26 protein-coding genes and 1 rRNA gene are annotated in these 20,527 nt (G+C 33.1%); 14 read left to right on the top strand and 13 right to left on the bottom strand.

What is annotated here, in order from left to right:
- The 3 genes from rrf to cmk form a co-directional block, all read left to right on the top strand.
- Window positions 1–82: ribosomal RNA gene (gene rrf, locus UMM65_RS17720) — 5S ribosomal RNA — on the top strand; the annotation flags it as partial.
- Between the two features lie 107 nt (window positions 83–189).
- A complete protein-coding gene (gene porQ / locus UMM65_RS13020; RefSeq protein ID WP_321977090.1) occupies window positions 190–1,221 on the top strand; it encodes a type IX secretion system protein PorQ in 1,032 nt (343 codons plus the stop codon).
- Window positions 1,218–1,928, top strand: a complete 711-nt coding sequence (cmk, locus tag UMM65_RS13015) for a (d)CMP kinase (RefSeq protein WP_321977088.1) — start codon at window positions 1,218–1,220, stop codon at window positions 1,926–1,928. Before porQ ends, cmk begins: the two co-directional genes overlap by 4 nt.
- Here the strand turns inward: cmk and UMM65_RS13010 are convergent.
- The gene (locus UMM65_RS13010; protein ID WP_321977086.1) at window positions 1,925–2,554 is read right to left on the bottom strand and encodes a 7-carboxy-7-deazaguanine synthase QueE; all 630 of its coding nucleotides are present in this window, start codon (window positions 2,552–2,554) and stop codon (window positions 1,925–1,927) included. The two genes, cmk and UMM65_RS13010, sit on opposite strands and share 4 nt — an antisense overlap.
- A gap of 1 nt (window position 2,555) precedes the next feature.
- The gene (locus tag UMM65_RS13005) at window positions 2,556–3,011 is read right to left on the bottom strand and encodes a RidA family protein (RefSeq protein ID WP_321977084.1); all 456 of its coding nucleotides are present in this window, start codon (window positions 3,009–3,011) and stop codon (window positions 2,556–2,558) included.
- A gap of 183 nt (window positions 3,012–3,194) precedes the next feature.
- Between UMM65_RS13005 and UMM65_RS13000 the strand changes: the two genes are divergently transcribed.
- The 5 genes from UMM65_RS13000 (at window position 3,195) to UMM65_RS12980 (ending at window position 7,246) form a co-directional block, all read left to right on the top strand.
- Window positions 3,195–4,706 carry a helicase HerA-like domain-containing protein gene (locus tag UMM65_RS13000; RefSeq protein ID WP_321977082.1) on the top strand — a complete coding sequence of 504 codons (1,512 nt, stop codon included), beginning with the start codon at window positions 3,195–3,197 and terminating at the stop codon, window positions 4,704–4,706.
- A gap of 52 nt (window positions 4,707–4,758) precedes the next feature.
- Window positions 4,759–5,265, top strand: coding sequence for a hypothetical protein (locus tag UMM65_RS12995; RefSeq protein ID WP_321977081.1), 507 nt, complete (start codon window positions 4,759–4,761; stop codon window positions 5,263–5,265).
- A gap of 90 nt (window positions 5,266–5,355) precedes the next feature.
- On the top strand, window positions 5,356–5,859 hold the full coding sequence (locus tag UMM65_RS12990; RefSeq protein WP_321977080.1) for a YkgJ family cysteine cluster protein: 504 nt from the start codon (window positions 5,356–5,358) through the stop codon (window positions 5,857–5,859).
- 18 nt (window positions 5,860–5,877) lie between these two features.
- Window positions 5,878–6,735, top strand: a complete 858-nt coding sequence (locus tag UMM65_RS12985; protein WP_321977079.1) for a thioredoxin family protein — start codon at window positions 5,878–5,880, stop codon at window positions 6,733–6,735.
- 58 nt (window positions 6,736–6,793) lie between these two features.
- Window positions 6,794–7,246, top strand: a complete 453-nt coding sequence (locus tag UMM65_RS12980) for a DUF6174 domain-containing protein (protein WP_321977077.1) — start codon at window positions 6,794–6,796, stop codon at window positions 7,244–7,246.
- Window positions 7,247–7,252: 6 nt separating this feature from the next.
- Here UMM65_RS12980 and UMM65_RS12975 read toward each other — a convergent pair whose 3' ends face one another.
- Both UMM65_RS12975 and UMM65_RS12970 read right to left on the bottom strand, forming a co-directional pair.
- Entirely contained in the window at window positions 7,253–8,353 is a 1,101-nt protein-coding gene (locus UMM65_RS12975; protein ID WP_321977075.1) for a serine hydrolase domain-containing protein, read from the bottom strand.
- Window positions 8,353–9,612 (bottom strand): exo-beta-N-acetylmuramidase NamZ family protein, encoded by a 1,260-nt coding sequence (locus tag UMM65_RS12970; protein WP_321977073.1) that lies wholly within the window; start codon window positions 9,610–9,612, stop codon window positions 8,353–8,355. Before UMM65_RS12970 ends, UMM65_RS12975 begins: the two co-directional genes overlap by 1 nt.
- Before the next feature lie 5 nt (window positions 9,613–9,617).
- Between UMM65_RS12970 and UMM65_RS12965 the strand changes: the two genes are divergently transcribed.
- From UMM65_RS12965 to lpdA, 3 genes are all read left to right on the top strand, one after another.
- Window positions 9,618–10,850 carry an ABC transporter permease gene (locus UMM65_RS12965; protein ID WP_321977071.1) on the top strand — a complete coding sequence of 411 codons (1,233 nt, stop codon included), beginning with the start codon at window positions 9,618–9,620 and terminating at the stop codon, window positions 10,848–10,850.
- A 49-nt stretch (window positions 10,851–10,899) separates the two neighbouring features.
- Entirely contained in the window at window positions 10,900–11,274 is a 375-nt protein-coding gene (locus UMM65_RS12960) for a GxxExxY protein (protein WP_321977070.1), read from the top strand.
- Window positions 11,275–11,720: 446 nt separating this feature from the next.
- Window positions 11,721–13,106: a dihydrolipoyl dehydrogenase gene (gene lpdA, locus UMM65_RS12955; RefSeq protein ID WP_321977069.1), complete on the top strand. Its 1,386-nt coding sequence runs from the start codon at window positions 11,721–11,723 to the stop codon at window positions 13,104–13,106.
- Between the two features lie 206 nt (window positions 13,107–13,312).
- Here lpdA and UMM65_RS12950 read toward each other — a convergent pair whose 3' ends face one another.
- From UMM65_RS12950 to UMM65_RS12930, 5 genes are read right to left on the bottom strand one after another with little or no spacing between them, the layout of a single operon-like run.
- Window positions 13,313–13,684 carry an iron chaperone gene (locus UMM65_RS12950; RefSeq protein ID WP_321977068.1) on the bottom strand — a complete coding sequence of 124 codons (372 nt, stop codon included), beginning with the start codon at window positions 13,682–13,684 and terminating at the stop codon, window positions 13,313–13,315.
- A 17-nt stretch (window positions 13,685–13,701) separates the two neighbouring features.
- Window positions 13,702–14,184, bottom strand: a complete 483-nt coding sequence (locus tag UMM65_RS12945) for a VOC family protein (protein WP_321977067.1) — start codon at window positions 14,182–14,184, stop codon at window positions 13,702–13,704.
- A 4-nt stretch (window positions 14,185–14,188) separates the two neighbouring features.
- Window positions 14,189–14,692 (bottom strand): SRPBCC domain-containing protein, encoded by a 504-nt coding sequence (locus UMM65_RS12940; RefSeq protein WP_321977065.1) that lies wholly within the window; start codon window positions 14,690–14,692, stop codon window positions 14,189–14,191.
- On the bottom strand, window positions 14,682–15,146 hold the full coding sequence (locus tag UMM65_RS12935; RefSeq protein WP_321977063.1) for an SRPBCC family protein: 465 nt from the start codon (window positions 15,144–15,146) through the stop codon (window positions 14,682–14,684). The genes UMM65_RS12940 and UMM65_RS12935 overlap by 11 nt, the downstream gene beginning before the upstream one ends.
- Window positions 15,143–15,481, bottom strand: coding sequence for a metalloregulator ArsR/SmtB family transcription factor (locus tag UMM65_RS12930; protein ID WP_321977092.1), 339 nt, complete (start codon window positions 15,479–15,481; stop codon window positions 15,143–15,145). Before UMM65_RS12930 ends, UMM65_RS12935 begins: the two co-directional genes overlap by 4 nt.
- A 194-nt stretch (window positions 15,482–15,675) precedes the next feature.
- On the opposite strand from UMM65_RS12930, the gene UMM65_RS12925 reads away from it, so the two are divergent.
- Window positions 15,676–16,743, top strand: a complete 1,068-nt coding sequence (locus UMM65_RS12925) for a DUF3829 domain-containing protein (RefSeq protein WP_321977061.1) — start codon at window positions 15,676–15,678, stop codon at window positions 16,741–16,743.
- Here the strand turns inward: UMM65_RS12925 and UMM65_RS12920 are convergent.
- The 4 genes from UMM65_RS12920 to UMM65_RS12905 all read right to left on the bottom strand — a co-directional run bounded on the left by UMM65_RS12920 (window position 16,668) and on the right by UMM65_RS12905 (window position 19,442).
- Window positions 16,668–17,339, bottom strand: coding sequence for a hypothetical protein (locus UMM65_RS12920; RefSeq protein ID WP_321977059.1), 672 nt, complete (start codon window positions 17,337–17,339; stop codon window positions 16,668–16,670). The two genes, UMM65_RS12925 and UMM65_RS12920, sit on opposite strands and share 76 nt — an antisense overlap.
- Before the next feature lie 101 nt (window positions 17,340–17,440).
- Window positions 17,441–18,184, bottom strand: a complete 744-nt coding sequence (locus tag UMM65_RS12915) for a zinc-dependent peptidase (protein ID WP_321977057.1) — start codon at window positions 18,182–18,184, stop codon at window positions 17,441–17,443.
- 22 nt (window positions 18,185–18,206) lie between these two features.
- The gene (locus tag UMM65_RS12910; RefSeq protein WP_321977055.1) at window positions 18,207–18,623 is read right to left on the bottom strand and encodes a hypothetical protein; all 417 of its coding nucleotides are present in this window, start codon (window positions 18,621–18,623) and stop codon (window positions 18,207–18,209) included.
- A 114-nt stretch (window positions 18,624–18,737) separates the two neighbouring features.
- Window positions 18,738–19,442 carry a hypothetical protein gene (locus tag UMM65_RS12905; protein ID WP_321977053.1) on the bottom strand — a complete coding sequence of 235 codons (705 nt, stop codon included), beginning with the start codon at window positions 19,440–19,442 and terminating at the stop codon, window positions 18,738–18,740.
- A gap of 178 nt (window positions 19,443–19,620) precedes the next feature.
- Here UMM65_RS12905 and tpx point away from each other — a divergent pair, with 178 nt between their 5' ends.
- Both tpx and UMM65_RS12895 read left to right on the top strand, forming a co-directional pair.
- Window positions 19,621–20,127, top strand: a complete 507-nt coding sequence (tpx, locus tag UMM65_RS12900; protein ID WP_321977051.1) for a thiol peroxidase — start codon at window positions 19,621–19,623, stop codon at window positions 20,125–20,127.
- A 3-nt stretch (window positions 20,128–20,130) separates the two neighbouring features.
- Window positions 20,131–20,502 carry a diacylglycerol kinase family protein gene (locus UMM65_RS12895; protein ID WP_321977049.1) on the top strand — a complete coding sequence of 124 codons (372 nt, stop codon included), beginning with the start codon at window positions 20,131–20,133 and terminating at the stop codon, window positions 20,500–20,502.
- Window positions 20,503–20,527 lie beyond the last annotated feature (25 nt).

Below are 20,527 nucleotides of genomic sequence, written 5' to 3'. Positions count from 1 at the left end.
TCTTCCCATACCGAACAGAGAAGTTAAGCCTATCGGTGCAGATGGTACTGCCACCCGGTGGGAGAGTATGTCGTCGCCTTTCTTTTAAACCTTCATTATTTATTTAATGAAGGTTTTTTTATGTTCAATTTCAAAATATCACTAAATAATTACGTTATAACTTATATTTCTAGTTTCTTTGTGAAATAAATGAAACAAATTTTAATCATAGCGATTTTATGTTTTTCAAACTACACTTTTGCTCAAGTAGGAGGAGAAAGCATATATAATTTTTTAAATGTAAGTACATCTGCCCGACAAGCTGCATTAGGCGGAGAAGTTCTGACATTATATGACGATATAAACCAACCACTATGGAATCCATCGACTATCAGCAAAGAAATTGATAATCAGGCCTCCGTAAGTTATGTAGATTTTTTAGCTGATATCAATTATGGTTCCGCAACTTTTGCACATTTAATCAATAGACGTTTTGGTACGTTACATGCTGGTGTTACTTACGTAAATTATGGAAAATTCATTGCCGCAGATGAAACTGGGCAAGAAACAGGTACTTTTTCTGCTAGAGATTTAGCCCTATCAGTTGGTTATGCTTATAGAATTCCTAAAAGTAATTTTCACGCTGGTGCAAACCTAAAATATATCAGTTCAAGTATAGAGAATTATACATCTAGTGGGATAGCCTTAGATTTTGGTTTAACTTATTTTAATGATACGAAACCCTATATTTTTTCTGCGGTTATAAGAAACATTGGATATCAGCTTAATGTTTTTGACGAAGAAAGAGAATCGTTACCGCTGGAAATTGCAGTTGGAGCATCCTATAAATTAGAAAATGTCCCTTTAAAATGGCATATCACTATCAACAATTTGCAACAATGGAAAGTGGGAGTAAAAAATCCTTCAGATAGCCAAACCACCATTGATGGACAAACAACTAATGATAATATTACATTCTTAGATAACACATTTAGGCATGTAGTTGTAGGTGCGGAATTATTTCCTGACAAGTTATTTAATTTACGCTTCGGGTATAATTTTAGACGTGGCAAAGAATTACGTTTGACGGAAAGTAGAACTTTTGCAGGATTGTCCGCAGGGTTTGGCCTTCAGTTGGGAAGATTCAAATTTAATTACGCCTTTACAAAATATCACCCAGTAACAAATACCAATACTTTTACAATAAATATTAATTTAGCAAAAAGATCACAAATTAATTGAAAACAGATAAAAAAATAATTATCGCCATAGATGGTTTCTCATCTACAGGGAAAAGCACCATCGCTAAACAGTTGGCTAAGGCATTAGGATATGCTTATGTAGATACTGGAGCCATGTATAGAGCAGTGACACTCTATGCTATGCAACATAATATTGTTGGTGAAAATTTCTTGGAAGAGAATGAACTTATTGAAAGTCTTAAAAAGATTAATTTAAAGTTTAAATATAATGAAAAATTGAAGTTTTCTGAAATTTATCTTAATAACGAAAATGTGGAGAAAGATATTCGAACAATGGAAGTTTCGCGTTTGGTTAGTAAAATTTCAGCAATTTCAGATGTTAGAAAAAAATTGGTTGAACAGCAGCGAGAAATGGGCAAAGAAAGGGGTTTGGTAATGGACGGGAGAGATATAGGTACCGTTGTTTTTCCTGATGCTGAACTGAAATTATTTATGACAGCTTCCGCTGAGAAAAGAGCAAATAGACGTTATAAAGAACTATTGGAGAAAGGTAATAACGTAACTTTTGAAGAAGTATTACATAATGTACAACAAAGAGATAACATTGACTCTACACGAGCAGATTCACCACTGGTAAAAGCGGAAGACGCTATTGAAATTGATAATAGCGATATGGGTTTAAAAGAGCAATATGAAAGGCTTCTAAGTATTGCCAAACGTTGTATTAAAAGTGCTAAAACAGACTAAGGGATATTTAAATACTTATGTGTTTGTAACGATATTTTCCACTTTGGATTTTTCATTACGTAATCAACAATAAGTGGAGTCATTTTTTCTTGTTTACTCCACTCTGGCTGTAGAAACAGTTCACAATTTTTATTGACTTTACTCGCCTGTTCTTCGGCAAACTTAAAATCGTTTTTATTGTAAACGATTACTTTTAATTCATCGGCCTTATCATAGACTTCCTGTAAAGGCAATTTGTTTTTTTTAGGTGAAAGGCAAATCCAGTCCCATTTTCCAGTTAAGGTATAAGCACCAGAAGTTTCAATATGCGTTTTTAAGCCCGATGATTTAAGGGAATTAGTTAAATAATCCATATTATACATTAATGGTTCACCACCAGTAACTACAATGGTATCGCTATATTTCTTAGCGTTTTTAACTATTAACTCTGTTTCTGTAGCGGGATGCAGATCGGGATTCCAACTTTCTTTAACGTCGCACCAATGGCAACCCACATCGCATCCACCAACCCTTATAAAGTAAGCGGCAGTACCCGTATGGTAACCCTCGCCTTGTATGGTATAGAACTCTTCCATTAAGGGAAGCATTTCACCATTGTCAATTAATAATTGTATCTCTCTATCCATTTTATTTTAGTACCGCTGTCGCTTCAATTTCTATTTTTGCATTAGCAACTAAACTAGATGCAAAGGTAGTTCTGGCTGGAAAATTGCCCTCAAAGAATGTCTTGTAAACTTCGTTCATAGCAGCAAAATCATTTATGTCAGCCAAAATAACTGTGCATTTAACAATATGGCTCATATCAGAACCGTTTGATTCTAATACCTCTTTAATATTTAATAAGGCTTGTGAAGTTTCTTGTTTTATACCTCCTTCTACCAGTTTTCTTGTTGAATGGTCCATACCAATTTGACCCGCTAAAAATAAAATATTACCTACCCTAACGGCGTCAGAAAATGGTAAGTCTTTTTTCTTTTCTTCTTTAGACTTTAAAAATTCTAATTCCATTGTTTGAGGTTTGGTGCATGAAGATATACCTACCAAAAAAAACACATTAAAAAATAGAACTAATTTAATTTTCATTACAGGTTAATTTTAATTTTTGCAAAGATAAATTAAAAAGTCGGATGACCGAAGGTTGGAGGTAAAACGTATAGAGTGAAACAATTCAGCATTTAAACTCTAGACTAGCATAAATTTTAAATCTTTTACTTATTTTAATTTTTTAATCTTACTTTTATAGCCAGAATCCACATAGAACATTTTATGAGTACCAAAGATGAATTCCTTACATATATAAAAGAGGGTTACAAAACTAAAGGAGAGCATATAACGCTGGGTGCCGCCATGTTGGGCGAAGAAACCGTTACCAATGCTTTTGTCAATATTCCTTTAAAAACCTTAAACCGCCATGGTTTAATTGCAGGGGCAACTGGGACTGGTAAAACGAAAACACTTCAGGTACTTGCTGAAAACCTATCTGAAAATGGAATTCCCGTTTTATTAATGGATGTAAAAGGTGATTTAAGTGGATTGGCAAAAGCAAGCCCTGGACATGTAAAAATTGATGAACGTCATCAGAAAATAGGTTTACCATTTGAGGCAAAAGGTTTCCCGGTAGAAATTTTGACATTATCCGAACAAGACGGAACACGGTTAAGAGCCACAGTTTCGGAATTTGGTCCAGTATTATTATCAAGAATTTTAGATTTATCTGAAACTCAAAGTGGAATAGTAGCCATATTATTTAAGTATTGCGATGATAATAAATTACCGTTATTAGATTTAAAAGATTTTAAAAAAGTACTACAATATGCTACCCAGGAAGGTAAAAAAGAGCTAGAAAGTGAGTATGGACGAATTTCAACGGCATCTACAGGTTCAATTTTGCGTAAAGTAGTTGAAATTGAACAACAGGGAGGTGAACTTTTTTTTGGGGAACGCTCTTTTGATGTAAGTGATTTAACGAGAATTGATGAAAACGGTAGAGGGATGATTTCCGTACTAAGACTAACAGACATTCAAGATAAGCCAAAGTTATTTTCAACTTTTATGTTGCAATTATTGGCCGAAATTTATGATACTTTTCCTGAACAAGGAGATTCTGGCAGACCAGAACTTATCCTCTTTATTGACGAAGCTCATCTTATATTTAACGAAGCATCTAAGGCGTTGCTAAATCAGATAGAAAGCATAGTAAAATTAATACGTTCCAAGGGTATTGGTATTTATTTTGTAACCCAAAACCCTAAAGACGTACCATCGGATGTACTATCGCAATTAGGGCTGAAAATACAACATGCTCTACGTGCTTTTACCGCAAATGACAGAAAAGCCATTAAACTGACAGCCGAAAATTATCCTGATTCGGAGTATTACGATACTGCAGAAGTACTAACTCAATTAGGAATTGGCGAGGCATTGGTCTCTTGTTTGAATGAGAAAGGAATTCCCACTCCACTGGCGAGAACTATGTTAAGAGCACCAATGAGCAGAATGGATATTTTAACAGAAAAAGAATTGTCCGAACTAATAGCTCAGTCTAAATTGATCAAAAAGTACAATGAAGAAATAGATAGGGAAAGTGCTTATGAAATGTTGGATGCAAAAATTGAAAAAGCTGAAGAATTAGAAGCAAAAGAAAAAGAAGAGAAAGCTAAAACAAGTCGTAAAACATCTACAAGGAAAAGTACGCGAATGAACCCCGTGGTTAAATTATTGACCAGTGCAACTTTTATGCGAGGTGTTCTGGGAATATTAAAAAAAGCAATGAAATAAATAAACCTTTATGAAAAAGCTATCGCTATTAATTTGCATTGTGTCTTTAACCATGATTCAATGTAAGGAGGAAACAAATTATACTCTGGGAAAGGAGCAAGTAGGGAAAATAACTTCGGCAACCCAAATACGAGAGTTATACTCAATTTTTGAGAATGATTCCATTGTTTCGCATTTAGGTGAAGATAATGTTGCAGAATCTACTTACGATGAATATTTGGTATACAACAAAAATGGAGATCATTTATTGACGATTATCCCTAAAATAGAGCAAGATTCGTCATCCACAATTGAAAATATCCAAATTTTCGATAAAAACTATAAAACAGTTAAAGGTTTAAATATTAGAGGCACATTTAAAGATATTGTTGATAATTATACTGTTAACAAAGTGCAATCTACTTTCAGTACCGCGGTTTTATTTGTTGATGAGTTGAATGCAACAATTACCATAGAGAAGAAGGAATTGGGCGTAAACGATTTTGGCACACAAAAAATTAAATTGGAACAAATTCCGGATCTGGCTAAAATCAAGGGGATAACGATGTGGTTTAAATAAGGGAAGCCCCACCATTAAATCCTCTTCTCAAAGAGAGAGGGGGCTTTTTTAGGTTATATTATATTGGTATTAAGAACTTATTAAAAATAAATGCCCATAAGAGCAACATCAAAGAACTTATCGGAGTTATCCAAAGAAAAAATGGTAGAAACTACCAAATATTTTCAAAAACTCAGAAAAAAATCTCCAAAAAAGTTAGACTTAATAATGCAAGAATTGCATGACGATGAATTTGAAAAATCCGATTGTTTAACTTGTGCCAATTGTTGTAAAACCACAAGTCCAATTTTTACCAACAAAGATATTTCTAGAATTTCCAAACATTTTAGAATGAAGGAAATAGACTTTATTACAGCCTATCTACAAAGAGATGAAGATGATTTTATGGTCTTACGGCAAGCACCATGCACTTTTTTGGATGAAGCCGATAATACCTGTACAATTTACGATGTACGACCGAAAGCTTGTAGTGAATACCCGCATACCAATAGAAAGAAATTTGTCCAGTTAACACATCTTACCCTTAGAAATACCGAAGTTTGTCCTGCCGCTTTTAATATTGTCGAGAATCTAAAAAAATCTTTAACTTTGTAATATTAAGTACTTGTAATCATGAAAAAAATTGCAAATTATATCCTAATTCTGATCTTAATATTAAGTTCAAACATTGTAAAAGCGGACAATTGGTTATATTCTTTAGAGGATGCACAAAAATTAGCGATAGCGACCAATAAATTAATCCTGGTCGATTTTTGGGCATCGTGGTGCGGACCATGCCATAGAATGGATTCAGAATCATGGAGCAAAGAAGAAGTCAAAATAGTTATGGATAACTATGTTTCTGTTCAAATAGACATTGATACCCATAGAAGTTTGGCAAGAAAATATGGTGTTAAAGGCATTCCGTTTGTGTTTATTTTGGATGCCAATGGCGAAGTGGTTTATAAGCAAATGAGCTATATGGGTAAAAGTAAGGTAATTAAATTACTAGAGAAATATGCTTTAAGCACAAAATTTTTGCAAACGGACTATTTAATTTACAATAAAAAAGTGAACAGCTATTCTGCTTTTAGACTGGCACAAAAATACCAAGATTTTGCCATGTTTTTAGATGATGATATTAAGACGGATTTTTTATCACTGTCAAAAATTTATATAAAACAAACGGAGAAAGAATTAAAGAACGAAGATAGAGAAGATAAAGCTATTGAAGAGAAAATAGAATTGCTTGATATTCAGGAAGATGTAATAAGAGATAATTATAAAAGGAGTTCGAAAGCGTTGGGAAAATTAAAAGAAGAAGAAATAAACGATAAGAATAAACAATTCTTTTACTTTCTAAATTATGTGAGTTGTAGGGGGCAAAACAAGTCTGAAATGGCTGAAACATGGTTGACAAAATTAAAATCTACAAAGCGGTTTGAGAATTATTTAACTAAAGCAGAACAATTGTTTAAGGAAGAATCTTAGTTGAATTACGCAACCATAAGTTATTTTTCACATCATAAAAGAGTACAATCAAAAAAATATGATGCGTAAATTTCTTTTCTTCACTGTTCTTGCTATTTCTTTTGTTTCTTGTGATTCTGATGATGAAGATATGTCGGAATTTAAAATGGCCAAGGCAAAATGGGAAAAACTTCAATTTGAGGACTATACTATTCAGGAAAATTTATGGTGTTTTTGTGGCGGGCTGTTGGAATGGACAACTAAAGTGGTTAATAATGAAAAAGATACTGTTTATTTTGACGAGTCAAAACTCTATGATGGACAAACTTACCAAATGGTTTTTGAAGGTGCCAAAACCATAGATGAAGCTTTTGATTTTATAGAGAATTTCAATACCAAAAAAGTAGCCTCTTTTATAGTGGAGTATGATGAGCAGTTTGGGTTTCCCAAAAGTATTGCTATTGATTATATAGAAAATGCAGTTGATGATGAAATTACGTATGTATTTAGCAATTTTACACCAACAAAGTAGGCTTTTCTAATTAAGAAAGACAGCTTCTAATTCACTACCAAAATCCTTTATTTTAAGGTCAGATAGGTTTGTTAAGATAACAATGACGATTTCTTCTTCTGGATACATTAAAAGTAAGGCAGTAGCACCAATACCGCCTCCAGAGTGTGAATAGCGAGGTGTACCTTTTTTAGAACTATCGGTAACAAATCCAATTCCATAATTTGTTTTTTTATCGTCTGCAGTTGTTTGTGATTTTACCAATTCAGCTACAGTTTCCTTTTTTATAATTGTTGGATTTATAATTTCGTTTCCAAACCTAATCAAATCTTCGCTGGTTGATAAAAATCCGCCTCCAGCGGCTTTAAATTCGTTATTAACTTCTGGCCCGAGCGTTATCTTTCCTTGATTTGTTTTTCTATAATAGCCTGTTTTAAATGGAAGTTCTTTATCTGAAGTTTCAAGAACTGTTTTACTCATATGTAAAGGTTTAAAAACTATTTCTTCCATATATTTAGTAAATGGAGTTTCAGCTGCTTTTTGAACCACCGCACTTAACAAATTCCACCCATAGGTACTGTATTTATATTTTGTTCCTGGTTCAGACAATAAAGGATCGTCTTTAAAAATATCCAAACCCTCTGTAATGGTCATTGGCTTATTCAAAATAAACTCCTTGCCTTTATAATGTCTAATTCCTGCAATATGCCCTGCAACTTGCCTTACGGTAAAATCATATTCCTTTTTAGGATAATCTGGTAAATAAGTATAAATACTTTTATCAAAACCCAGTTTGTCATCATCTACTAATTTAGCCATGGCCAAGGCAGATAATGATTTTGATATACTAGCAATTCTAAATTGTGTTATCACCGGGCTTACTTCGGTCTCGGTTTCAATAGTGGCAACGCCAAACCCTTTCGAGTATAATAGTTCGCCATGTTTTGATATGGAAATAGCCATCCCTGGAATTTTTTCATTTTCTAAAAACCGTAAAGCTATAGCACTTGCCGAATCTTCTTCCTTTTGATAGTCAGAAGGAGGTGGCATGGACGGTTTAGGCGGAGCGACTTGAGCTACACAAAAATTTACAGCAAATAAAACGAGTAAAAAAGTTAATTTTTTCATTAATTATAAATTAAATATTTTGATCTAATTTTTTTAAAATCCTCAATATCCTTTTGCCAGGTTTTTCTAATTTCTGCAGTGGTCATACCACTTTCAATTTGCTCTTGCATTTTCTTAGTGCCTGAGAGTCGCTCAAGATTTTTAAAAAAAGTTGATTTGTTAAGGCTGGAATTATAAGTTTCAATAAGCCAATCTAAATTAATGTAATTCAATTTTTTAACTTTTGATAAATTCTTTCCATAACATAATTTACCATTGTGTTTAGGGTTTTTTGCACCTTCGTTGGGTTGTGGCGTAAAAGTAAAAGTAAATTGTTCTTTAGGTAGGTTTGGAGATCCAAATATTTGGAACTGCATTTCCGTTCCACGGCCAGCACTAACATCGGTTCTTTCAAAAAAGCAAAGACTTGGATATAAATTAATAGACTGGTCATTGGGTAAATTTGGTGATGGTTTAATCGGTAAGCTATATGGTGTTTGGTGTGTATAGTTTTTTAAAGGCATAACTGTTAAATCGCACTGAATACCTTTATTTAGCCACTTTTCTCCGTTAATCATTTTAGCGTATTCACCTATGGTCATGCCGTAAACGATAGGTACAGAATGCATTGCAACAAAACTTTTATGTTCTTCTTCTCTAATTGGGCCATCAATATAGTGGGCATTGGGGTTGGGTCGGTCAATTACAATTAGCGGAATATTGGCCTCTGCACAGGCTTCCATTACATAATGTAGGGTAGAGATGTAGGTATAGAATCTTGCACCAACATCTTGAATATCGAAAATAACAATATCTAAATCCTTTAGTTGTTCTTGGGAAGGTTTTCTGTTCTTGCCATATAACGATATAGATGGGAGTCCGGTTTTGGCATCTTTACCGTCTTCTATTTTTTCACCGGCATCGGCTTTTCCTCTAAAGCCGTGTTCAGGTCCGAACACTTTTTTTATGTCAATATTTAGGGAAATAAGGGTGTCAACAAGATGGGTGTAACCATTATTTTCATTTTTGACTATACTTGTATGGTTTCCAACAACACCTACATCTTTTTCTTTAATTAAATGTAAATAATCAACTGGTTTAGAAATTATTATATCTTTATCATAAAGTTGATATGACAAGCTGTCAGGTGTTGAATTTTGGCTAATTTGAGTACTTTCGGTGTCGTTTTCCGTAGTGGTTTTTCCTTTACAGGAAATCAATCCAAAAACCAAAATAAAAACCCAAAAGAAATACGTATTTTTGAAATTGAAATTTATCATAGGATTTGAATTACGAGTTATTTTTAGCTAAAAGAATTATTACGGGTAAACAGTATAAAAGTAGTATTTCTTCATCAATAATAAAAATTGCCATAACGGCCATTGCGTTGGGGTTAATTATTATGTTAATTTCAATTGCAACTACAGCTGGACTTCAAAAAAAGATAAAAGAAAAAATTTCGGGATTTAACGGTCATATTCAAATTTCCAATTACGAAGACAATAATTCTCAAATTACCATTAGCCCAATTTCCATTAATCAAGAATTTTACCCAGATATTGAAAATGTTGAGGGTATTAAAAATGTTCAAAGTTTTGCTACCAAGGCAGGAGTCATCCGAACCGAAACTGATTTTGAAGGGGTAATTTACAAAGGTGTAAATACAGATTTTGATTGGTCATTTTTTAAAACTTATTTAGTTGAGGGTAATGTTATAGATATTGACGATAAAACGACGGATAAAGTATTGATATCGAAATATACATCAGATAGGTTAAAACTTAAACTTGGCAATAAGTTTAACATGTTCTTTATGAAAGATGATGGTTCTGCCCCTAATGTAAGGTCATTCAAAGTAATTGGCATATATAATTCGGGCTATAAAGAGTTTGATGAAAATTATGTTATTGGTGATTTAAAGCATGTGCAACGCCTTAATAAATGGGAAGCTGACCAAATAGGTGGTTTTGAGGTGATATTGAATGATTTTGACCAATTGGAGGAAAAAGGAACTGAAGTTTATAACCAGGTAGGTTCTACTTTAAATGCACAAACCATAGCAGAAAAGTATGCCCCTATTTTTGAATGGCTTGATCTATTAAATACCAATATTGTGGTAATAATCGTTATCATGATTCTTATAGCGGGTATAAATATGATAACCGCTTTGCTCGTTTTAATCTTGGAACGCACACAGATGATCGGCATTTTAAAATCCTTAGGAAGTTCTAATTGGAGCATCCGCAAAGTGTTTTTATACAATGCGGCTTATCTTATTGCCAAAGGATTATTATGGGGAAATATTATAGGAATTGGTCTGTTAATGGCTCAAAAATATTTTGGTTTTATTAAGCTAGATCCAGAAAATTATTATGTTAGTGAAGCCCCTGTTCATATAAGTTTGAGTGCTGTTGTTATTTTGAACATTGGCACCCTATTACTGTGTTTGTTGATGTTGCTAGTGCCTTCTTACATAGTTAGTAAAATTAGTCCAGTAAAAGCGATAAAATTTGATTAAATTTGCGAGTCAAAACAATTTTTTGCCACGAATTCACTAATTTTATATTTTGGGGGAATTAATATATAAGAAAGAAAGTTATTCTATTGTTGGTGTATTGTTTGAAGTTTATAATAATTTAGGTGCTGGGTTTTCTGAAATTGTTTATAAAGATGCGATTGAATATGAGTTTAAGCAATTGAAAATACCTTTTGAAAGGGAGAAACAATATGATATAACTTATAAGGATGTCACGTTAAAACATAATTTTTTCGCTGATTTTGTGGTATTCGACAAAATTATTTTGGAAATTAAGTCTATTGAAAGTTTACATGCCAAACATTTAGCACAATGTATCAATTATCTAAAAGTTTCTAAATGTAAGTTGGCAATTTTAGCCAATTTTCATGAAGATTTATTGGACTATCAAAGAATTGTCTTATGAATTGAGTGATTGAATTGGTAAGGTTGAATATTTTTGCCACTAATTCACGAATAATTAAATTATTGTTGAAAAAAATTATAGCACAAATAGCTGTCCAAAGGACAGCATTGGTGGGAATTATTTAATACGAAAACATAGACAGATTAGTGCATTCGTGGCGTTAATTTATAAAGCATAGAATTGGAATCAGTTTGGTAATTTTTTTTGCCACTAATTCACGAATAATTAAATTATCGGTAAAAAGTATATCACGAATAGCTGTCCAAAGGACAGCATTTGTGGGGATTATTTTATAAGAAAAACATAGACAGATTAGTGCGTTCGTGGCATTAATTTTTTCTATCACTAGCAATAATTGACTAAAATGAAGAATAAATAATACAAATAAACAATAAATATTAAACCGTGTCTTTGACCAACATCCAAAGACTAAAAGACTAAAACACATGAAATACGACATTATTATCATTGGTAGTGGACCAGGCGGTTATGTAACCGCCATTAGGGCATCTCAACTAGGTTTTAAAGTAGCCATTGTAGAAAAGGAAAATTTAGGTGGAATTTGTTTGAATTGGGGCTGTATTCCTACTAAAGCCTTGTTAAAAAGTGCCCAGGTTTATGATTACCTAAAACATGTTGATGCTTATGGTCTAAAAGCCAAGGAGATAGATAAAGATTTTTCTGCTGTTATAAAACGTAGTAGAAACGTGGCGGATGGGATGAGCAAGGGTGTTCAGTTTTTGATGAAAAAAAACAAAATTGATGTCATTGATGGTTTTGGTAAAGTAAAAGCGGGTAAAAAAGTTGATGTTACCAACAATGATAAAACAACCGAATATTCGGCAGATCACATCATTATTGCCACTGGTGCACGTTCGCGTGAGTTGCCGTTTTTGCCAATTGACGGTAAAAAGGTAATTGGATATAGAGAGGCAATGTCTTTACCCAAACAACCAAAAAAAATGATTGTGGTGGGTTCAGGAGCTATTGGTGTTGAGTTTGCCTATTTCTACCACGCTATGGGCACGGAGGTAACTATAGTTGAGTTTTTACCAAACTTAGTTCCTTTAGAAGATGATGATGTTTCGAAACAATTTGCACGTTCGTTCAAAAAATCTGGCATTAATGTAATGTTAGAATCGAGTGTAACCAAAGTGGATACATCAGGAAGTGGAGTTAAGGCTACGGTCAAGACTAAAAAAGGCGAAGAAATTTTAGAAGCCGATGTTATTTTGTCCGCAGTAGGTATCAAAACCAATATTGAAAATATAGGTTTAGAAGATGTAGGTATAGCCACAGATAAAGATAAAATTATAGTAAATGACTTCTATCAAACCAATTTACCGGGTTATTACGCTATTGGCGATGTGGTTGATGGACCAGCATTAGCACACGTTGCTTCAGCGGAAGGAATTACTTGTGTTGAAAAAATTGCAGGATTGAATCCCGAAGCTATTGATTATGGAAATGTTCCTGGTTGTACGTATGCTACACCAGAAATTGCAAGTGTTGGTATGACTGAAGCCCAAGCTAAAGAAGCGGGCTATGAATTAAAAATAGGTAAGTTTCCTTTTTCAGCATCTGGTAAGGCACAAGCTGCAGGTAATTCTGAGGGGTTTGTAAAAGTTATTTTTGACGCTAAATATGGCGAATGGTTAGGTTGCCACATGATAGGTGCAGGTGTAACTGATATGATTGCGGAGGCCGTATTAGGTAGAAAATTAGAAACAACGGGTCACGAAGTGTTAAAAGCCATCCATCCGCACCCAACTATGAGTGAGGCGGTTATGGAAGCGGTTGCCGATGCTTATGACGAAGTAATCCATTTGTAGTTGGTGGTAGTTAGTTGTTAGACTGGTGGTCTTTGGTCTTTTAAGCTGTTACAGGTAAGAATCTGGATGACAACAGACAAGAGCCAAGACTAAACTTAAACAATAATCAAAAATAAAGTCCTGTAAGGTTTTCTAAAACCTTACAGGACTTTTTCATGGTTTTTTGAATTACTTAGAAGATTTCAGATAAAATACAAGCTATTTCTTTATTTTCCTAATATTTGTTCCAAACGGTATTTAACCATGCTCTCGATCAAATCTTTAGGAAGTAGTCTATCCAATGGAAATTGAACCGAGCCTTTCCCTCTTTTATATTCGCTTAATTCCGAGTCGAACTTTTCCATCGTTGTGGGGTGTGGATAAAATCCAACGTGTGTTTTGTAACCTGCAATCATAATTTGGTGTTCTCTTTTTCCGCCTTCGACTAATGTATATGCTGGAATATTATAATTGAACAATTCCGTAGCATTCGGTTTAACGTTGAGAATGCACTTTTTTAACTCGATAAGTACTTTTTTAGTTTCTTCTGGTAGAGCATTAAAGTAGTCGTCAACAGTTTTAAATTTGTTCGATGCCATAATTATAAAATTGTCGATTAAAATTCTGCAATGATTATTTTTTTCATTCCCATCATTTTTTTGAAAGCCCCAGGTTTTTTGTTGAGTTCTTGCCAATTTTCGGGACATACTTGCCAACTCAGTCCGTATTTATCCTTGAGCCATCCGCAGACACTTTCTTCGCCGCCATTGGTGGTGAGCATATTCCAGTAGTAGTCGATTTCCACTTGGTCTTTGCAGGGTATCATAAATGAAACAGATTCGTTGAATTTGAATTGCGGACTGGCATTGATACCAATAAACCGCATTCCTAGAATCTCAAACTCAACGGTTAGTACCTTGCCCGCAAAATCTTTTTGAAATTCTGCCAGACCTTCGGCTTCCGTTTTAGGATAATAGGTAATGTTCCGTATTTTTCCTCCTTTAAATACCGATACGTAGTATTCGGCCGCTTCTTTGGCGTTACCGTCAAACCATAAGTTTGGGATTATTTTCTGTGTGGGTCTGAATGATTTAGCCATTGCACTAGTTTTTAAGTTTTAACAATAGTTCATCTAATCTTTCAAGAGTAGAAGCCATACCCTCTTCCATTCCCATATTGATAATGGTTTCAAGGTCATTTAACGAGTCGTAAGTAACCACAGTTGTAACCGTAGCATTTTCGCCTTTGTCTTTAAAAGTCAATTTCCAATTTGCTGTAGGGAGTTCTTGATTTATGGTGCCTTCACTATCGCAAAATGAATCGATTGTGCGGTAATAATCAATTGGGTTTACGTCGTGATATTGGGTATAGCCCCAATATTCAGTGCCTTCTGGGTCAATCATTGCATAATGCCAATGGCCACCATTTTTAAAGTCCATTGATTTTGTTTTGGTGGTAAATGGTTTTGGTGCAAACCATTGATCCAACAATTCTTGTTTGGTATAGCAGTCCCAAACCAGTTGTCTTTCTGCATTAAACTCACGTAAAATAGTGAGCGTGTTGTTTTCCTTATCCACAAGGAAGTCGAATTGCAAATTACTGTTCATTTTTTTTGTTTTTGAGTGTTAATAATAAATTTTCCAAAAATTCTTTAAGCGAAACATTAATGGCGTGATTCCATCCATTTTCGAAATTATGAATGGCCAATTCAGGGATATCCGCAGGGAAGGTATCAATGTCTGAATGTGTCAATTTTAGTTTCGTGCCATTGTTTTCTTCAAATAATTCAAATGTTACATAGGACATTCCGGTGTAGCCTTCATACTTCCAAGAGTAGGTGAGTTTTTGTTTAGGAATAACTTCAGTAATCTCACACAAATGTTTCCATTGCTTGGCACCTTCTTCGCCACCCCAAAATTCAAACTTGAATCCAACAATGGTCTTGAATTCTTCAACATGGAAATACCATTGTTTCATTAATTCTTTTTGTGTAAGTGCTTTCCAAACCAGTTCTATATCGGCGTCAAAAACACGTTCTACTATTACGCTTTTACTGCTCATTTTTCTTGCCTGCCTGCCGCAGGCTGGTTTTTAAGTGTGGATAATAAATTGTCAAGTTGGTCAAAACGGTTTTCCCATATTTTCCTGAACTGTTCCAGCCATTGATCGATTTCCTTCATTTTTTCGATTTTCAGCTCGTAGTAAATTTCCCGACCTTGTTGATTTGCTTCAACAAGGTCACATTCGTTCAATATTTGAATATGTTTAGAAATTGTAGGTCTTGCCGCATCAAAATTTTTGGCTATTGCTCCTGCGGTCATAGACTGAGATGCAAGCAATACTAAAATTGCTCTTCTTGTAGGATCAGAAATAGCTTGAAATATGTCTCTTCTCAACTTCATTGCGTAGTTATTTGACTACAAATATATATGAAGTTATTTAACTACGCAAATATTTTATGGATTTTTATTTTTACAATACCATAACTACTGTTAGCAGTAATCTAATAAACCCTTTAAACAGGGGTTTTATGTTGAGCACGTTAATTTAGATTTGTAAGTGAATTTAGTGTTCATTTAAACTACAAATCATGACCTCAAAAAAAATATTTATTTTAATTTTAGTTCTAATTTCATTTTTTGCATGTAATAATGCTCCTGATGATAATTCGGATAGTAAAGCAGATAACATATCAATTAAAGAGCCAACCGATTACGACTTAAAAGTCAAAAAGATTAAGATAATTACTGATAATTTCAATAATTTTTCCAAGGAAGCTTTTAAAACCTATCAAGACTACATTAGCTCATTTGGCAATGACCCAGAAAATTTCAAATCTGAAAATATTTCAAACTTTTCTGAAATCAACGATTATCAAGTCAGATTGTTAAAAACATTAGATAGTGCCATAGCCTTGCCTATTTTAGATGAATTAAACCCTTTAATTAGATCTTATAAAATAAATGCACGAGCTTTCTCGGTAACCATTAATAGTTGTGAATCTTATTATTCTAAAAAAGAGTATAAAAAGGATGGGTACGATAAAGGTAACGTATTGCATAAATTGACCATTGATATTTATGACAAATTTTACAAAGCCGATAGTATTTTAAGGTTAAAAAGTGAAAGAATATTACAAAAATTAGATAATGAATATTTGAACAGCCTAAAAAAGGATGGTTTTGAAATTAAATATTGGATTCTATTGGCAAAAAAGGAGGCAGAAAAACTAAATTCTGTTTTGTCAACAACAAAATATAGCGATTTAAACTTAGAAGAGTTAAAACGTTTAAATGGTGCAATTGCAAAAAGCTACAATAGATTAACTGAACTTAAAGATGCTGATAGCATTCAATTCGATAAAAAAAGCACAGCTTATTATTCAGATTTAGAAGAATTATTAAATGCTACAAGCGAATTATACGAACGTAAAAAAGCAAAAAAGGTTTTTTCAAAAAAGGAATTAAAGAAGCTAAATGAAAATGAAGTTGTGGCAAGTTCAGTAACGGGCTCAATACATGCGGTAACTTTTGCCTATAAAAACTTATTGAAGTCATTTAAAGAGGTTGAGGCTAAACAAGTTTATATTAGTCCTAAAATTGCCAATACAAAAGTTGAAATAGCCAACAGCATTAAAATGCCAAGTGCAATTAAATAAATTTTAACCAATTGATGGTTTTCAGACCTTACCGAACTAAAATAATTGTGAAAAAATGGAATGCTAATAGGTATAAAAATCAGAAGTAAAGTATAGACTATGTTTTTAGAAAAAGAAGTTGCCTGATTGTGTTTTTTGATGAAAACGGCCCTTGCGGCATAATGGCAAATTAACGGATAGGCAATTAATAGCCCCGCAAAGCTGATAGTCTCAGATAAGATGGAAAAAACAGATCTAATACCCTCAGGAAAAAATTCGATAAAAACAAAACAGAAACTAAATACTATATAAACCATAAAAATAAAAAGGGCAATATTAAACCACTTTAATGGTATGCCCATTTCTTTTTTTGATACTAAAAGTACAGCCCCCTTAAGCCAAGACATCCAAATTAAAAAAGGAACTAATAAGCAGAAAGTAACAATTATGCTTAAAATTGAAACAATATCATTAAGGCTAGTATCGGAAGCCTCTGAATTTCTATAAATTACGGAAAACGTTGTGTGGAGAACTATTAAAACCAAAGGCAAAATCACTAATAAAATAGCCAACTTTTTTGCTGAAATACTAAAGATGTAATTTGAAAGTTTTTTCATATAATGATTAATAACCAATCTATTATTTTATAACGCTACATCAGACTTTTAAGTTTAATTTATCATATATTCGAAAGAGTACCCTAATTTAACTTATGAAATTAGGGTCTTTCCCATTGAAGTGGGTTTGTTCTATTCCTCGGATCTTGTTTTAATAATTCAGCCATACTCAAATACAGTTCAGGTTCATGATTGTAGAAGTGATGTGGTTTTTCAAAAAATGCTTCCAATGAAACTGAGAAAAGTTCTATTAAATTTGTTCCCGCATAATCTCTTAACACTTTGTTTTCTTTGGCTTTAATCTTTAAAAGTTTCTTGTGAGCTACTTTTTTCCATTTAGAAAATGCTCTTCTTTTAAAAATTCTACTCAAGTAAGATCTAGCGGCATTTTCAAAAATTAAACAATGACCAAATTCGTGAATTGCCAAATTTAAGGCATCGTTATTTATTTCAAAACCTTTTTTAACCACAGGCCAGGTCATGTTTATCTGTTTGGTATGTAAGTTAACATCGCCGTACATTAACACTTCGCTGTGTTTGTAAGCATACGGAACTGGCGTTACAAATATGAGTTTAAATTTTGATAACGTATGGAAATTAAGTCCGAATGTTATTTGTACAAAAGCACTTGAAATAATGATTTTCATCTTTCTGGTCAACTCAAAACCATGTTTTGAATCGAAATTGGTAGTAAAAAGAAAAATCAAAGTTCTAATCTGAAATATTTCCTTGTTTTTTGGAGATAAACCTTGATAATACGTATTGTAAGCCATTAATATTTGATGGCATTCCTTTTTTGAAGATGCTTTAAAAAAGTAATTTAAGAGTTTGTAGATAATTTTCAAATTGTTTTATGAATAAGCACAATTATAACACACTAAAACCTGCTAATTCATTTTGTGGTTGTTTAGTTTCAATAGAAACTTCCGCTTGCTTGGATTGGGTTAATAAAGCATAAAATTGTATTTTCGTTTTCAACTCGGGAAATTCAACCAACAGCTCATTAAAGCTGGTAGTTGTGGCTTTTTTTATAAAATCATAGATTAACTTTACAAAAGCCTTAATTGTAGCTTTACTAAGAACAAGTATGTGGCCGAAATTCGTATTAAAATGGGTCAATTGTTTATATAGCGTAATGGTAGCTTTTTTAATGCCGTGCTTTTTTACATGTATATAAGCCAACCGTAAATGTGCCTCATAAGTAACGAGAGCGGGAGGTAGGGTGCAGTTTTCAAATTGTTGTTCAAATTGTTGGTCAGTTAATAGCTGGTGTTTTTCTGTCATGACCTTAGGGTTTTTTTTTTAAATAATAAATTAACAACATAGGTGGTTAAACTACGATGTTAATAATCAATGGACTATTTTTAATAATTTAGTTAGAATAAAACTAACAATTATCTATTGTTTCACAACGCCTAGCGTAGCTATTTGTCCCATTCTAATATTCCATTCTTTTTCAGAAAGCAGATATCCTTTTTCGTCAAATACCCTTATCTCTGCGGTATTTGGACCTGAAAAACCTTCATTCAATGCCTCAATATCTATTCGGTTATATCCTTTTTTAAGATCAATATTGATAATATAATACAAACCTTTAAGGCTAACTGTTGACTTCAACATTTTTTCGTTCAAAAACACTCGAATTCTATCACCATCTATCAAGCTATGGTCTCTAACCTCAATTCTAACTGTATTTGAGGTGCTGTGTAGTGTGCCTAAACTAAAATCACTTGAGAGTTGTACATCACTTACATCTTTCCCATTAAAATACTTTTTAGTCATGATGTCAGAATCATCTTCATCATTACCAGAACCGGTCATAAAATTAGAAACTTTTTTCTTTGAAACTTCGGGTGGATTAAAATATTTATCAACATTTGATTTAAAGCCCAATAAATAAGGCTTTTTTTCAACATTGAAAATCGACTCTTTTTCGGAAGCATCTAAAATGGAAATATCTAAAGTTTTTAATTTTTTCTGATTATCGTTTATTAATAATGGTGTTGTTTTGGGAATAGAATCCAATTGAGAAAACAACTGAAAATTAAACCCTATCAAAAAAAATAAGGAGAAAAAGGATTTTATAAAACGCTTTAAATTCATAATAAACCAATAGCAATTTTAATGCCGAAATTATAATATCAATAACCAAAAGTAATTAAAATTGACAAATGATATTGTTAAAAATTAATTAATCCTTTTCCAATATTGCTTTTGTCCTTTAAAAAGATGCCCAATCTTTAAATTTTATTGTATTTTTGAACAAAGAAAAAATAATATTATGGCATCAATTACATTAAAAGGAAATAGCATAAATACATCAGGTAATTTACCAAAAGTAGGTACTCAAGCTCCTGATTTTAATCTAGTTAAAACGGATTTATCAAAATCGACTTTATCAGATTATAAAGGTTCTAAAGTAATTTTAAATATTTTTCCGAGTGTGGATACCGGAACATGTGCAGCTTCGGTAAGACAGTTTAACGAAGAGGCAGCGAAATTGGACAATACCAAGGTGCTATGTGTTTCAAGGGATTTACCATTTGCACAAAGCCGTTTTTGTGGTGCGGAAGGCATTGAAAACGTAGTGAGTTTATCTGATTACGCCACAGGCGATTTCGGAAAAAACTACGGTTTACAAATTATTGATGGCCCATTAGCTCATTTACATTCTAGAGCGGTAATCGTCTTGGACGAAAACGGTAAGGTTGTTTACACGGAGCAAGTGCCTGAAATTGTTGACGAACCTAACTATAAAGCTGCGTTAGAAGCATTACATGACCAATAGGTTTTGAAGAACCCAAAAGACAATTTTTTTAAAGGCAGGCTAAGGAGCCTAAAATTCGCTATACGCGGTGCTTTGTTGTTGATTGCCACCGAGCATAGTATTATGGTGCAATTTACTATCGCAACTGTAATGACCATTTTGGGGTTTGTGATGAAAATTTCTGCTACTGAATGGATGTTTCAGTTTTTGGCAATTGGGTTAGTACTTGTAGCGGAATCCTTAAATACGGCAATTGAAAAATTATCGGATTTTGTGCACCCCGCCTATCATAAAAGAATAGGTTTTATAAAAGATATCTCTGCTGGTGCAGCTACTTTTGCAGCTATTATTGCCATAATTATTGGTTTGATAATCTATATTCCAAAATTTTCTTAAAGCCATATCCATACTCTATTATTTT

The organism is Aureibaculum koreense, assembly GCF_034296135.1.
In the GTDB taxonomy this organism is placed as follows: domain Bacteria; phylum Bacteroidota; class Bacteroidia; order Flavobacteriales; family Flavobacteriaceae; genus Aureibaculum.
The sequence above is the reverse complement of the archived record's forward strand: the minus strand, read 5'-3'. Positions and strand labels throughout refer to the sequence as shown.